At 63.2% G+C, this 14514-nt stretch carries 9 protein-coding genes; 3 read left to right on the forward strand and 6 right to left on the reverse strand.

The window, feature by feature from the left end:
* The 6 genes from ACMYUN_RS04470 to ACMYUN_RS04495 all read right to left on the reverse strand — a co-directional run bounded on the left by ACMYUN_RS04470 (position 1) and on the right by ACMYUN_RS04495 (position 12096).
* A complete protein-coding gene (locus tag ACMYUN_RS04470; RefSeq protein WP_415763074.1) occupies positions 1-1551 on the reverse strand; it encodes an ABC transporter substrate-binding protein in 1551 nt (516 codons plus the stop codon).
* A gap of 9 nt (positions 1552-1560) precedes the next feature.
* Positions 1561-2181, reverse strand: a complete 621-nt coding sequence (locus ACMYUN_RS04475) for an SCO family protein (protein ID WP_415763075.1) — start codon at positions 2179-2181, stop codon at positions 1561-1563.
* A complete protein-coding gene (locus tag ACMYUN_RS04480) occupies positions 2178-2828 on the reverse strand; it encodes an SCO family protein (protein WP_415763076.1) in 651 nt (216 codons plus the stop codon). Before ACMYUN_RS04480 ends, ACMYUN_RS04475 begins: the two co-directional genes overlap by 4 nt.
* 14 nt (positions 2829-2842) lie before the next feature.
* Complete coding sequence (locus tag ACMYUN_RS04485; protein WP_415763077.1) at positions 2843-4765, reverse strand: YncE family protein; 1923 nt, start codon at positions 4763-4765, stop codon at positions 2843-2845.
* A 696-nt stretch (positions 4766-5461) separates the two neighbouring features.
* The gene (gene mnxG / locus ACMYUN_RS04490) at positions 5462-11287 is read right to left on the reverse strand and encodes a manganese-oxidizing multicopper oxidase MnxG (protein WP_415763078.1); all 5826 of its coding nucleotides are present in this window, start codon (positions 11285-11287) and stop codon (positions 5462-5464) included.
* A 200-nt stretch (positions 11288-11487) separates the two neighbouring features.
* On the reverse strand, positions 11488-12096 hold the full coding sequence (locus ACMYUN_RS04495; RefSeq protein ID WP_415763080.1) for a lytic transglycosylase domain-containing protein: 609 nt from the start codon (positions 12094-12096) through the stop codon (positions 11488-11490).
* A gap of 206 nt (positions 12097-12302) precedes the next feature.
* Here ACMYUN_RS04495 and gspG point away from each other — a divergent pair, with 206 nt between their 5' ends.
* From gspG to ACMYUN_RS04510, 3 genes are all read left to right on the forward strand, one after another.
* Positions 12303-12731: a type II secretion system major pseudopilin GspG gene (gene gspG / locus ACMYUN_RS04500; RefSeq protein WP_122610277.1), complete on the forward strand. Its 429-nt coding sequence runs from the start codon at positions 12303-12305 to the stop codon at positions 12729-12731.
* Positions 12732-12746: 15 nt separating this feature from the next.
* On the forward strand, positions 12747-13934 hold the full coding sequence (locus ACMYUN_RS04505) for a type II secretion system F family protein (protein WP_415763081.1): 1188 nt from the start codon (positions 12747-12749) through the stop codon (positions 13932-13934).
* 74 nt (positions 13935-14008) lie between these two features.
* Positions 14009-14479 (forward strand): hypothetical protein, encoded by a 471-nt coding sequence (locus tag ACMYUN_RS04510; RefSeq protein WP_415763082.1) that lies wholly within the window; start codon positions 14009-14011, stop codon positions 14477-14479.
* The last annotated feature ends 35 nt before the right edge of the window (positions 14480-14514 follow it).

A 14514-nucleotide genomic window follows, 5' to 3' on the forward strand; every position in this document is an offset into this window, starting at 1 on the left:
TCAGGGGCTGGCAACCATCGGTTTATACGGCGCCACCAGATAGAAGCGCTGATCGGGCAAATCCACGGTCACCACATGGGCGCCGTTCAAGCCCAGGCGCCGCCCGGGACCGAAGTTCAGGCGCGGCGTCAGGCCAGTGTCGAAATCATGCAGGCCTTCGAGCGCGGCGACGAGTTTTTCCCGGCTGGCATCCCGGCCGGCCTGCTTCATGCCTTCGCCGAGCAACAACATCGAGGCGTAGGCGCCGACTTGCAGCACCGCATGTTGCGCGCCCAGCCCTTGCCCCTCACGCAACGTCGACAACGCCATGCGCCCGCTTTGCGTCCAGTCGCTGGGCACGAAGGGATAGGCGAGAAACACGCGCCGGGAAAAGCCTTCCGGCACTTGCAGCAGATCGCCGGCGACCTGGCTCGAAGCGGCAAACAGATACGGCACCTGGCCGGCGTTACGCAGGCGCGTGGCCAAGCGACTGAAACCGCCGCCGCTGCCCAGATAGAACACCGAGCGCGACCCGAGGGGCAGTTGCTCGGCCGCCGCGTCGTAGGCGTGCAAGCTGACTTTTTCCCAGCCATGCCCCTGCAGATATAGACCGAGGCTTTGCGCCGCTTGCGCCTGTACCGGGTCATCGGGATAGGCAATCAGGGTCGGCCCCTGCAACACCCGCAAGCTGCCCGTGGCGTAATCGGCCAAGGCCAGCAGTTGCTCGCGCAGCCCGGGCAACGGCGCGAAAATCTGCACGCTGGTCTGCAGGGCGCCAGGCATCGATAACGGACCGATCAGCGGTACGCCGGCCAGTTCCAGCAGCGTCGCCAATTCGCTGTCGAGGGCCGGCGCCAGCGGTGCGATCAAGGCGAACACCTGCTCCTCCTCGATCAATTGACGCAAGGCCAGTTCGGCACTGGCGCGATCAGGTCCGGGATCGATCACCGTCAAACGCACCTGCCGGCCATGAATGCCGCCCGCCCGATTGATCCGCGCGACACTGCCGTTGAGCACCGCTGCCACCGTCATGCCCTCCTCGGCCAACGGCCCCTGGCTGGGCAGCAAGGTCCCCAGGTGCAAGGTCTCGTTGTCGAGGCCGGGGTCGCGCTCGTCGGCGAGCCGCTTGAGGTACGCAGTGAGGTTGCGCTGGTCCTTCATCGACAGGACGAAGCGCGGCATGCTCGGGTCGAGGCGATTGCCTGCCGGATCGCGGCCCTGTTCGATGACCCTCGCCAGGCTGGTTTCGGTGTAGGCCGGGTAGCGCCGACCGTTGACCTGTTGCTGGCCGTAAATGCTGGTCAGCCGTGCCCAGTTCAGTGGTGGCGGACGCACACCGCCTTCAGGCCGTCCGAGGCCATCGGCGCCGTGGCAGTTGGCGCATGGCAGGCTGGTCGCCGGCAGCGCCACGTCTGCCGCGCCTACCCGCGCCATGACCGGCTCGCCGCTGTCCGACAGCCCTTCGCGGTACAAGCGCTTGCCGGCCGCCTCCTCAAGCGTCAGCGGCTGAGCTGTTGCGCCAAGGCTGATGCCAAGGAGCAGAATCAGCGCGAGCGAGCGGCCAGGGTTCATGGCGCAGGCTCAGCGGCCGGCCACGGGCATTGTCAGCAATTGCAAGCGCTGGGCAATGGCGGCGGCCGGGGCATCGGGGCGGATCTTGCTCCAGCGCTTTTTGGCGACGTCGCCGACGATCAGCTGGGTGGAGTGCTGCTCCGGGGTTGGCACGATCTGGCCGATGCGGCTCAGCACCAGGTCCATCTGCGCCTTGTCGCCGGTGAGAAAAAGCCAATGAGGGTCATCGGAACCCTGCTTCAAGGTGTAAGCCTTGAGCACCGCCGGCGTATCGCGCAGCGGGTCACTGGTAAGGGAAATGAAAGTGATCGCGTCGGCCTGGTCGCCCAGCAGCTCGCGGACTTCCTTGAGCTTGCGGGTGATCAGCGGGCAGGCATCGTTGCAACTGGTGAAAATCACGTTGAGCAGGACCACGCGGTTCTGCAAGGCGTCGCTGTAGAAGCGCAAGGTCTGGCCGTTCTGGTCCAACAACGGCGTGTCGGTAAACCATGTCTGCGCGTCGTGAGTGCCTTTGGCCGGTGCGGCGACCACGCTCGTCGGGGCGTCGGGCGCGTGGCCTTCATGGGCAAACGCGACGTTGCTGAAAATCCAGAAACACACGCTCAGCGAAATCCAGTCGAGCATTCTCATGGCTGATGCTCCATGGCGATGGCGGTATGTCTGGCGTGGGTGCGCAGGCCGCTGAGCTTTTCCACTTCCTTGCTGAGCAGCGCCGGATCGGTGAAACCGTAGTAGCGCGTCCAGTGGCGGCTGTCGCCATCGCCGACCAGAATCAGCGGCTGGTGGCTTTTGAAATCGCCGCTGAAACTGCCGAGACCTTTGAGGGTTTCGTTGATCGACTGTGGCGAGCCGGTCAGCCAGCTCCACCCCGGCCCCTGCTGAAAGCTGCGGGCATATTCCTGCAGGCGCTTGGGATCGTCGCGCTGGGGGTCGATGCTGATCGACACCAGTTGCACCTCATCGCCGACCCGTGCACCGAGTTGTTTCTGCACTTTGCCCATGATCGACGAGACCACCGGGCACACCGTGGTGCAACTGGTGTAGATGAAGCTCATGACGACAATCTTGCCCTGCACCAGATCCGGCTCAAGGCGTACGCTCTTACCGTCCTGATCAAACAATGGCACGTTGGCAAACTTCACCTGGGCGTGCTCCTGACTGCTGCGTGGCGGCGCCGTATGCCCGGCATGTTCGTCTGCGGAATGGGCCTGGGCTTGTTGAATGCCGAAGCTCAACAGACACAGGGTCAGCACGCCACTGGATACAAATCGGTTCATGGTGAAACTCCTCTTCAGGGCTTCTGGCCCGGGGCGACCCGGACACTGGCAAACGTCTTGTCGTCGAAACCGGCCCCCAGCGACGCCGCGCGCACATGCAGGTACCAGGCGCCACTGCGGTCGAGGGTGATCGGCGCTTCATACACGCCGGCGGAAACTTCCTGCGCGGCGACCTCACGCGGGTGAGAGGTGGGCGCCAGGTAATAGCGCAATTGCACGTCTTTCACACCGCTGCGCTGCAGTTTCTGTTTGCCCTGCACGATGCGAAAACGCACCACGTACGGGTCATTGAGCGCAGCAGTGGTCTTGTCCAGAAGAAACTCGACTTGCGGCTGGCCGAAGTGTTTCGCCACCGCGCCATCGGCTTCGATCAGTGCGCTGAAGCAGTGAATGATGTTCGGTTGATTGAGCAGGAACGCTACATCGAAACGCCCGGCTGGCGGCAGCTTCACCCGGGCGCTGTAAAGTCCCGGCGAGACCTCACGCAGGCTACGGTCGATGACCATGGCCGCGCGGGCGATCTGGCCGCGATTGGGATAGCCGGACATCGGCGCGTTCATGCCTTCGGCGTAGAAGTAAGTGGTGTTGTCCACCGGGTTGACGACGAACACCGCGTTGTCGTCGCGCGATACCGCAAGGCTCGACGCGAGCGGCAGATCACCGGCCATGCGCGGTGGTTGCGGGCCGGCTTCGAAGCCCTGGATGATGGGCTGGCGCCCCTCGCCCAACGAAGACAGATTGATCATGCTGACCTTGGGCGAGGCCAGTCCGCGCACGTAGGCATAGGCTTGGGTGAACACCAACTGGTAAGGCTCGGCGGAGACTTCGAGGTCATGGATAGCCGTGTCAGTGGCCGCGTCGATCACACTGGCGCGGTTCGCCAGGGTGTTGAGTACCACGCCGAAACGCCCGTCAGCGCTGAAACCCATCGGGCCGAGACCTTGCTGCAACGTGATCACCCGGCGCACGGCGTGGCTGTTGGCGTCGATCACCGTGACGGTGCCGTCCTTGCCGTCAGCCACGTACACCGCGCCGGACAATGCCGAATAGGCAACCGACAAAGGGTGGGAGCCGGTTCTGACCTGCTTGACGATGGCCAGGCTGGCGCTGTCGATCACGCTCAACGTGCCGTCGTCGCGGTTACTGACAAAGGCGAAACGGCTGTCCTTGCTGAAGCTGATTTCGTGATGACCGCGCCCGGTCGACAAATGTTTGAGCGGCTTGAGGCTTTGGCTGTCGATCACTGTGACGCCGGAGTCTTCGCCTTTGCTGGCGTTATTGCCGACCCAGAGCAGGCGTTCATCCGGTTGCAGCGCGACGCGCACCGGTTGGCTGCCGGCCTTGATCGAATCGAGCACCTTGAACTGCTCGCTGTCGATCACTGCCACTTCGCCGGCGCTGGGCATCGATACGAATACACGTTTGTTGTCGGTCGGGGTGACCCAATCCATCGGCGGCTGTTTGAGCTCGATCCGCGCCAGGGTGCTGGTGATGCCGCCGACCGACACCGAGGGATCGACCACGGCGATGCTGGCGTCACGGTTCATGACCAGCAGGAAATAGCTGTTGAGGTCGAGCAGCGGGCGCGCGCCGATGTTGGATTTGAGGAACACACCGACGCGCGCCTTGCAGCTCTGATCGCGGCCCTGGGCCTGATCAGCGGCGACCGTTTGCGCATCGATCCACGCCCCCGGCGCCACACCGGACAAGGCCTGCCCGGAAGCACTGTCGGTCACGCGAAACTGCACATCGGCGAATTCGCCTTCGCGCAGTTTGCCGTCAGCGGCAAGCGGTTTGAGGGCGAAGTCCACCGTCACGCCGTCCCTCTTGAGCGTCTGCTCGCCAGCGGTTTGCGCCACGGCAATCTCGCTCAGCGTCAGCACCGCCCCGACCATGGCCAGCGTGCAAATACCGATGATGTTGATGATCCTGTTCATCTGGCACTCCCCTACCTCTTCATCTGGCAAAACACCGGCCCCTGTGGGAGCGAGCCTGCTCGCGAACGCGTCTTCAGCGCCACCCTCGAACCCGAATTGCCCCCATTCGCGAGCAAGCTCGCTCCCACAAGGGATTTGCATCCATCCCACTCTCTCACTGCCACCATTGCCCACTGTGGGAGCGGGCTTGCTCGCGAAGGCGTCTCCAGCGTCACCCCTAAAAAATCGAGCTGCCCCCATTCGCGAGCAAGCTCGCTCCCACAAGGGATTTGCATCCATCACACTCCCTCACTGCCACCATTGCCCACTGTGGGAGCGGGCTTGCTCGCGAAGGCGTCTCCAGCGTCACCCCTAAAAAACCGAGCTGTCCCCATTCGCGAGCAGGCTCGCTCCCACAAGGGATTTGCATCCATCACACTCTCTCACTGCCACCATTGCCCACTGTGGGAGCGGGCTTGCTCGCGAAGGCGTCTCCAGCGTCACCCTTAAAAACCGCGTTGCCCCCATTCGCGAGCAGGCTCGCTCCCACAAAGGATTTGCATCCATCACACTCCCTCACTGCCACCATTGCCCACTGTGGGAGCGGGCTTGCTCGCGAAGGCGCCTCCAGCGTCCCCCCTAAAAAACCGAGCTGCCCCCATTCGCGAGCAAGCTCGCTCCCACAGTTTTTTGCATTTACAGGCCTTGCGTTTGTGCCTACTGCCCCTGCGGTGCCGGTTCCGGTTCGTTGGTCACGCGCAACAGTCCCCATAGCCCGGAGGTGTTGCCGTAGGCGCCGTAGTCGCGGAACAGGTAATCGCCCGGTATTGCGTTGCTGCCGCCGGCGCTGGGGATCATGAAGCTGAAGTGCGCCGCCGGGAGGATGCTTTCGTGGGCGCCGATGTACATCGACATCGGGTTGTAGCCGAAGCGCACTGAACCCACGCCCGGACTGCCCATCGGATAACCGCCGGTGTCGCTCTTCTCGGCCTGGAACGGGTTGACCGACCAGACATGTCCATCGAGCTGGAAGGTGCTGCCACGACTGCCGCCGCTGGGCATCAGAATATGCGTGCGCAACGGTTGCCCCGGTTTCGCGTAGAGCACCGGCGTTTGTGGATCGCCGCCGACCAGCGCATTGCTGTAAGCCATGTGCGCGTTGGCCATATCGCCGTAACCGGCGCCGTCGGCATGCCCGAACGGTGCGTCAGGCGCAAGGCCGAAGCGATACCACAGCGGTTCGGTTTTGTAGTTGATCGCCATGCTCGAGTTGTCCTGCGGATCGGTCGGCACACCCAAGCCTTCAGCCGCAATGCCCTCGACAGGCCGGCCATTGGCCCAACGGGTGTTCAACGCCTTGTGCCAGACCATCGCAAAATCGCGGTAGCTGGTTTGCCCCGGCGCGGTGACCGTGGCGTTGACCTTGCGTACATCGTCAACCCAGGTCGCGCCGATCGGCAGGATGCTCATCGCTGCGCCAAGACCTTTTTGCGGCTGCTTGATCACGTCCGCCGGGGTGATGTTGAGCCCGCCGAACTCCACCGCCGTGGCGTTGATGTTGTCAACACTGCGGCCCAACTGCGTCACCGGTTTGCCTTCACGCTCCAGATGCCCGGCGTAGTACTGATAGGTCCGGGTCGGATACGCGCCACTGTTGCCGACGCGCGGTGGCACGGTCTGGATCGGGTTGGCGCCGACGTTGGCACCGTCGGATTTGGTGATGTCGTAGGCCAACAGCTGCGCGTGCAGACCGACGTGGCTGGACGGCCGCATCAGGTTGTTGCTGAAGGTGGTCGAGCCCAGACCACTGTTGCGATCGCGCTTGACCATCCCCTGCATGACAGCGGTCTGAGTCAAATCAGGCATCACGCTCGGCAAACGGTTTTCCAGGGTGATATTGATGCAATCCCCCGCCGCTGCGCGCAGCACCAGCGGCTCGACCGGGATGCCGGGCTTGAGCTTGCCGCTGAGCGGATCCAGATCGGCTTTGCGCACATACAGAATCGCGGTCGGGTCGTGCAATGGCCCGCTCTGACCGCCAATGGTGATGGTTTCGCCGTCCTCCGGATCGGTCACCGTGACTTGGGGAATGCTCACCGTGCGCGAGTTCAGCACCAGGGTTCCACCGGCCGGATTCAGCGGCCCGCCGACATGCTGGCCGAGTCCTGCGGAATCGCCGATGGTCAGGCCCAGGGCATTGCCGAGAATGTCATTGGCCAGCGCGGCGACCACTTCATAGGTGCGCTGCACAGTGGGTCGCGTGCCGATGCCGTTGGGGTTGGCGCTGATCCGCGGACAACTGCCCTCGAAAGCGACCGTGTTACGCATGCCCGCCGGGCTCGGGTTGTTGGGAATCGCAAAAAGGTCATTGCGCTTGGCGGTGTAGTTGCGCATCACTCCCCAGATACCGCTCCAGTAGCCTTCGATCGAAGCGTCCATCGAGTACAGATAGTCGCCCGTGGTCGCCGCAGAGCTGGAGAGCATCGACACCGGCGCAATGAAGCCCATCTGTTCGGAGATGCCGATCATCTGCGAGGCGCGCCAGCCGGAGTTGGAGCTGTTGCCGAAACCGGAACCGCTCTGCAGCCATTTCACGCCATGCAGGGTCACGTTGTGTTCCTCCTCATGGCCCCCGGCATGCACCCGCAGCCGCACGTTGTCGCCGGTGTAGGTGCGCAGCATCGGCGTGAACGGATCGCCCGGTTCGGCACCGCCCTTGTTGATGTGCGGCGGGAACAGCGTAGTGCCGCCGGTTGGCCCGGTGGCCGAGGTGAGCAGGTTCGGCGCCAGGTTCATCGCCGGGATCGCCCGGTCGGTGCGGCTTTGCATGGCGAACGACAGATCTCCGCCGAGGCCGTCGGCCTGCATGCCGCGCTTGCCATCCGGGCCGACTTTGTTCGGGTCGTACACGCGCAGGGCCAGCGGCTCGTTGCGGTAATTGACGACGAACATGCCTGGGTCATCCACCGAAATCGCCTGCGGACACGGCCGGCTCGGACAGCCCGGCACCTGACCGCCCTGCACTTCCAGCACGCCTTCAAGCAGAGTGCTGGCGTTGTTGCGCACTGGCGGATTGATCGCGTAGCGGAAGCTGTCGGCGGTGGCCGGGAACGCTTGCGCATTGGGCACGCCATTGGGTCCGGCACCGACGTAGACGCCGGCTTCATAGGCGTGCTGGAAGTCGCTGTATTCAAGGAAAAACTCGCGGAAGCTGTCGTTCTTGCCGTCGCCATCGAGGTCACCGGTGTTGATCACCGCTTGCCACGACGTCGGCCCGCCGTCCTGACGCGCGCCGCTGTACAACGGCTCGCCGGTCTCGGCGTGCAGCCAAGTCGAACCGGCCGGTTCCGCCAGCACCGTGGCGTACAGCCCGATCTGCTGGTGCGTCGATGGGCCCAGGTGGTCGTGGGTGAAGATCGTGCCGAGGCCGCGATCGACACCTTTGATGTTCACCACCGGGTCGACGAACCAGCGCTGCATCGCCGTGCGCGCGCCAACCCAGTCAGCCCGCCCGTACTGACCGAAGAACGGGTGTGCCTTGGCTTTCGGGCAGGCTTGAGTGCCGTCGCGCGGGTCACTGCCCTCGCACTGGTTGAACGCACGGATGGCGTGAATGCGTTCCTGCACAGCGCCCGGGGAAAGCACGCCGTCCTCATAATTCCAGCCGTTGGAAGAACCGTCGGCGGAAGTCAGGTCCCACTTTGGCAAGTGGATGTGCTGACCGATCACGTCAGTCGGTGTGCGCACCTGATAATCGTCCATCTCGTACGTGGCCGGCACCAGGTTGGTTTGCTGGTACTGCACGCAGTCGAAGGTGTTCATGCGCATCACCAGCGGCTCTGGCGGACGCTGTTTGGTGATCACCGGCCAGGCGTCTTCCCACAGCGCGAGAATGCGCGCCTGCGGGAAGTGATAACCGACTTTGTTGTACACCGCGTCGAACTGAATGTTGGCAGCCTTGTAAATCCGTGGCCGGTCGGCGGTGAACGTCGAGGCACCGACAAACGACAGGCCATCGATGCGCTCGCCGCTGTTGAATTCACCGCTGCCGGCGCTGTTGGTCAAGCGTTTCTGCCGGTCGTCCATGCACGGTTCGTAGTAAGGCGCGCCGGCCATCGGCAAGGCGCCGTTGGTACGGAAAGCCTTGGCCACCACTTGATTGCCGGGCAGCAAGGCATAGCTCGGGTGATCCTTTTTCGCGTGGAAGGCCATTGCGGCCTGTTCGACCTCGGTGCCCTCCTCCGGCATGTAGATCGGTTTGGCCCGCACCACTTCCTTGGAGAAGTCCAGCGAAGTGGTCACCGTATGCGCCTCGCCTCCGGCCGCCACGCCGTCGAGAGTATGCCGTTGCAGGCCGCCGTCCCAGCCACCGGACTGCGCCGGGTCGAGGTTGGCCCACAGCGCCTTGCCGCTGGCCTTGAGCGCTTGCGCGGTGGCCGCGTCGAGCATGTCCAGTGGCGGGGTTGGCGGACGTTGGCCGACCGAGCTTTCCATGCCGCCGATCCAGAACGGATAGCCAGGGTTTTTCAGGCTGCCGTCGGCATTGCGGTTGGCTTCGCTGCGATCGACCAGCGCCAGGGAGCCGATGGCTTGACCACCAGCGTTGCCGCCATGGTGTTCACCGTCATCATCGCCCTCTTCTTCGTCATCCTCGTCATCATGGCCGGCGACCAGGGTTTCACCGATTTTCGGCACTACCACGACTTTGCCCGGCATCGGCGCCATGGCTTTGCCCGGCAGCGGCACGATCGCCGGAATCGGTGTGCCGGCGACGATCTCGCCGTCCGGCAAGGCGCGCGCGCCGGCCGCCGGTTTGCCGCTGCGCAGGGCAAACGGTTCGCTGTGATAGCCATCGGCGCCTTGCTGCGAAACGTCGAGCCGGGTGCCCTCTTCGAACACATCATGCACCCGCCACATCGACCACATGCCCTGGGCAAAGTGCGGATAGAAGTGGCAGTGATAGATCGCATCGCCCGCTACCCGATTGCGGTTGCCTGAACCGCCATTGGCGATTTCATAGGTGTAACCGGCACCGGGACCGATGCCCTGGGCGTCGACGTAATCGGAGTTGTCGTCGTTGGGATTGAACAGCCACTGATGGCCGTGCAGGTGGAAGATGTGCTGCTCGTGACCGTTGTGGGTATTGCGAAATTTGACGAAGTCGCCGATGTAGCTGTGATTGACGTTCGACGGCTCCGACGGGAACAGCGCCATGGTCGCCTTCACGCCAATCTGATCGGCGTTCGGGGTCTGCCCGGGAGCGATGTTTTCCAGCCCGGCGTTGGCCGGTACGTCAACCAGCATGGCGACGTCGCCAACGGTGTGCGAGCTGAGGAAAAATTCCTCATAGGCACAGGACAGGCAATCGTGCATCGGCCCTACACCCAAGCGATTGGCGACGACTTCGGCGCCCATGCCGCCGGAGCCGTAATTGATCATGAACGAATCGCGGGTCGGTTCCAGCACATGGGCCATCACCGGGTCGGCCCAATAGGCGGGGAATGCCTGGGTGGCAGCGGTTTCATCCTGGAATTGCGAAGCGAAATCGCGGAACGGCTCCAAGCGATTCGGGATCGCCGGGTTGCGTTTGCCCACCGACTCCAGCGGATAGGTGCTGGGCGGGAAGCTGCCGTCGGCGTTGCTGCCCATCACGATCGCGTCACTTTCACTGGAGATGATTTCGTTGCCGTCGACCATGTTGATGATCGGCGTGCCGGCCTTGCCTTCGCGCAGCCACGGCTCGCGCTGCGGATAGCGTGCCTGGTAATCGACAATCGGCTGCCCGGCCGGCGTGCGCCCGCTGGTGGCCAGGCGCATCTCTTCTTCGCTCAGCGTGTTGCGGTAGCTGCGGCCGCCCTTGGGCAGCACGACCACTTGGCCGAACAGCCCGTTGGCGACGTTGCCCGCAGCGCCTTCGCCACCAAACGTGGCGCCTCGACTGCTCACGGCAAACGCGCCTTCGCGCTCGGCAAACAGGGTGTAGGAACGGCTGGCTCCCGGCACGATCAAGGTGTTGGGGTTACGCCCGGTGAACGATGAAATATCGTCGATACTGTTGACCGCTTGCAGGCCGTTGACCTGGAAACCGATGTGGCGGTCAGCCACTTGCTCATCGACCTTGAACGCGTCGATCGCGTTGGGGTTTTCCTCAGCTTCCGCCCCTTCGACATGCTTGTTCGGGTTGGCCTGATAGTCGAGCAGGTTCTGCAGATTGATCGTCAGACAGTCCCCAGCCGCCACCCGCAATACCAAGGGCCGTGGACGCTTGTCAGGCCGCAACGCAACCTTGCCTGGCACCGCCGCGCCACCGTAAGCCAGCGACACGTCGTGCTCATCGACCACGTCGCGGCGCAGGGCGAACATCATGCCGTTGGCGTTTTGCGCACCGAGGCGGTTGAACATCAGCGGCTGATCGAACGCCACGACGTTGGCCACCAGGTTGCGCTCGCAACGTACCGCCGCGCCGGCCAGTTCGACGCTGAGCAGCGAGGCCATTATCAACAACCCGTTAATCAGGGATGGAACGTGAGGAAAGCCAGCCATGATCGGTAACCTCGTAGTGGGTGCTCTTTGGAACACTTCTGGACAAATGCCCCGGAGCAAGCCGCGTGCCACAAAAAATCCTTCTGCATATCAGTCAGTTAAAGCGCCGACCTGAGAATCCGGGGGATATTCCCCACCCGTTTGCCCCACTTTCCGGGCCTGCCCGGTTGGCCCCGAAAGTGGGGAATCGGGTAAAGGGCTCACAACGGCGCATCCATCGCCAAGCCCTGCAGACGCCGGTACTGGCGCAGCACATTCGGCACATAGCGCTGGGTTTCGGCGAACGGTGGAATCACCCGACCACGGCTGAGCACCGCATCCGGGCCGGCGTTGTAAGCCGCCACGGCAAGAGCGATGTCGTTGTTGAACAGGGTCATCAGGCGCTTGAGGTATCTGGCCCCGCCCTGGATGTTGGCCTTGGGGTCATAAACGTCGGTCACGCCCAGCTCGCGCGCGGTGTCGGGCATCAATTGCATCAGCCCACCCGCGCCTTTGGCTGAAGTGGCGCCGGGGTTGTAATGCGACTCGGCGTTGATCACCGCGTGCAACAGCGCCTCGGGCAACTGGTTGACTTTGGCCGCTGCGGAAACCAGCTCTGCGTAAGGCTGATTGGCGATCATCTGTGGCTGCTGATCGAGGCTGGCCACTGCCGCGTCCGCCTCGTGAATGACTCGTTCGTAAGTGCGTCCGGGCCGATGCACGTTGGACAGCACGTAGCTGCCCTTGGCGTCCACGGAGATGAAGACATCGGCTTGCGCGGCGCCGCTGAGCAGCGCACATCCGAGCAATCCACTGGCGAGAAATTTCATGTCGGGCCTCCCCGGACCGGCCCCCGATAAATTGGGGGAAATGCCCCAGTGGCCGATCACGATCGAGCTCTACGCAAGCACTGTGCCGTTTTCTGAAAGGCCCGAATAACAAGGCCTCCAGCGCGGCAGATGATTTCCTGCGGGGCTGAGCATGGCAATTGCATAGGCCCCTATGGCGACTCGATTGCCATCTACGGGAGATCATCATGAAGCGGCCCTTTCGCCCGCGTGGCCAACGCGGTTTTACCCTGCTTGAATTGCTCGTGGTGCTGGTGGTGCTCGGCCTGCTGGCCGGTATCGTCGCGCCGAAATACTTCGCCCAGCTCGGTCGCTCCGAGGTCAAGGTGGCCAAGGCGCAAATCGAAGGTTTGAGCAAAGCGCTGGATCTGTACCGCCTGGAAGTCGGCCATTACCCGTCGACCGAACAAGGCTTGCAGGCGCTGGTACTGGCACCCAGTGATGAGGCGAAATGGACCGGCCCATACCTGCAAAAAAAGCTGCCGCAGGATCCATGGGGCCGTAATTACGCCTACCGCTACCCCGGCGAAAACAGCGAGTACGACTTGCTGTCGATGGGCAAGGACGGCCAGCCCGGCGGCGAAGGCGAGAACGCTGAAGTCACCAATTGGCAATGAGCGGAGCGCGGCCCCATGCGATTTCATCTCAAAGCGGTCGGCAAGGCCGGCGTGGTGTCGATGCGCGTCGAAGCGCCGGGAGACAGCGAAGCGCGGCGGATTGCCGAGGACCAGGGTCTGCGGGTGCTCAGTGTGCACGCCGACAAGCACTGGCGTGCGCTGAAACTGCGTCAGCGCGAGACCTTCAACCTGGTGCTGTTCAGCCAGGAACTGACCACCCTGCTCAACGCAGGCCTGCCGCTGATCGATGCGCTGGAAAGCCTCGCCGAAAAGGAAAGCGCCCCCGCTGCGCGCAAGACCCTCAGCGAATTGGTGCGCCTGCTTTACGAAGGCAAATCCTTCTCGCAGGCGCTGGCGCAGTTGTCGGCAGTTTTTCCGCCGTTGTACGTGGCGCTGGTGCAGTCCAGCGAGAAGACTGGCGCGGTCGGCGATGCCTTGGGGCGTTACGTCAGTTATCGCCAGCGCATGGACGAGGTGCGGCAGAAGATCATCAGCGCTTCGATCTACCCGATGCTCTTGCTGGTGGTCGGCGGTGGCGTGGTGTTGTTCCTGATGGGCTACGTGGTGCCGCGTTTCAGTCTGGTATTTGAAGGGCTGGGCAATAACCTGCCGTGGCTGTCGCAGGTATTGATGAGCAGCGGCATGTTTCTGCATGCGCACCAGGCGCAGTTCTTTGGCGCCTTGGCGGCGCTGGTCATTGCCCTCGCCGTGGCGCAGAAACAGCCGGCGTTTCGCCGTGGGCTGGATCGCCTGGCGGAGAAACTGCCGGCCGTGCATCAACGAATTTTCATGTATGAGCTGGCGCGGTTCTATCGTTCGCTGGGGATTCTGCTGCAGGGCGGAATTCCACTGGTGACGGCAATGGGCATGGTTCGAGGCTTGCTCACCGTGGCCTCGCGCACGCGCCTGGATCAAGCCTGCGAACGGGTCCGCGAGGGCCAGTCCTTGTCAGCCGCGCTGGAACTCAATCACTTGGTGACGCCGGTATCGCTGCGTCTGCTGCGGGCAGGCGAGCAGTCCGGCAACCTCGGTCAAATGATGGAGCGCAGCGCCGACTTCTACGACGAGGAAATCAGCCGCTGGCTGGAATGGTTCGTGAAACTGTTCGAGCCATTGCTGATGACTTTCATCGGCCTGCTGATCGGCGTCATCGTGATCCTGATGTACATCCCGATTTTCGAGTTGGCCTCGAGTATTCACTGACCACGGGAACGGGTCGGATCCCGGCAGCAACGCACTGTGCGTTCCCAAACAAAACCATAAACACGGAGAACGATATGCAGATCAAAAAGCTCGTTCTGGCAATGGCCATCGGCGCCGTTCTGTCAGCGTCTACCGTACTGATTCCGGACAGTTTGTCCGGGGTGTCCAGTGCACATGCCAAAGATGGGGGGAGCGGTGGCGGAAGTGGTGGAAGCGGAGGTAGCGGGAGTGGAGGTGGAGGTGGCGGCAGTCATGGTGGCAATGGTGGCGGGAGTGGCGGTAACGGCAGTGGCGGAGGAAGCGGTGGCGGCGGCAGCCATGGCGGAGGCGGCAACAGCGGCAGCGGAGGTGGCGGCAACAGTGGCCACAGCGGCAGTGACCATGGCTCGGGCCACTCGGGCAACAGTGCGTCTTCCTCCTCCGGCCGCAGCGGCACCCACGCCGAACCTGGGGATGACCATGGCGTCCATCGCGCCGGTGAAGTGGGCGATGACCATGGCGTGCATGTCGGCGGCGAACCAGGCGATGACAAGCGCGCCAACTGAGCGACTTTGAATGCACCGACAATCTACTGTGGGAG

Origin of the sequence: Pseudomonas sp. CP4 (genome assembly GCF_047758505.1) — a bacterium.
Lineage (GTDB): Bacteria > Pseudomonadota > Gammaproteobacteria > Pseudomonadales > Pseudomonadaceae > Aquipseudomonas > Aquipseudomonas fluorescens_AO.

Coding starts and splice junctions, on each gene's coding strand:
- ACMYUN_RS04475 (WP_415763075.1), bottom strand. CDS start 2,181: ATGAGAATGCTCGACTGGATTTCGCTGAGCGTGTGTTTCTGGATTTTC.
- gspG (WP_122610277.1), top strand. CDS start 12,303: ATGAAGCGGCCCTTTCGCCCGCGTGGCCAACGCGGTTTTACCCTGCTT.
- mnxG (WP_415763078.1), bottom strand. CDS start 11,287: ATGGCTGGCTTTCCTCACGTTCCATCCCTGATTAACGGGTTGTTGATA.
- ACMYUN_RS04485 (WP_415763077.1), bottom strand. CDS start 4,765: ATGAACAGGATCATCAACATCATCGGTATTTGCACGCTGGCCATGGTC.
- ACMYUN_RS04505 (WP_415763081.1), top strand. CDS start 12,747: ATGCGATTTCATCTCAAAGCGGTCGGCAAGGCCGGCGTGGTGTCGATG.
- ACMYUN_RS04480 (WP_415763076.1), bottom strand. CDS start 2,828: ATGAACCGATTTGTATCCAGTGGCGTGCTGACCCTGTGTCTGTTGAGC.
- ACMYUN_RS04470 (WP_415763074.1), bottom strand. CDS start 1,551: ATGAACCCTGGCCGCTCGCTCGCGCTGATTCTGCTCCTTGGCATCAGC.
- ACMYUN_RS04510 (WP_415763082.1), top strand. CDS start 14,009: ATGCAGATCAAAAAGCTCGTTCTGGCAATGGCCATCGGCGCCGTTCTG.
- ACMYUN_RS04495 (WP_415763080.1), bottom strand. CDS start 12,096: ATGAAATTTCTCGCCAGTGGATTGCTCGGATGTGCGCTGCTCAGCGGC.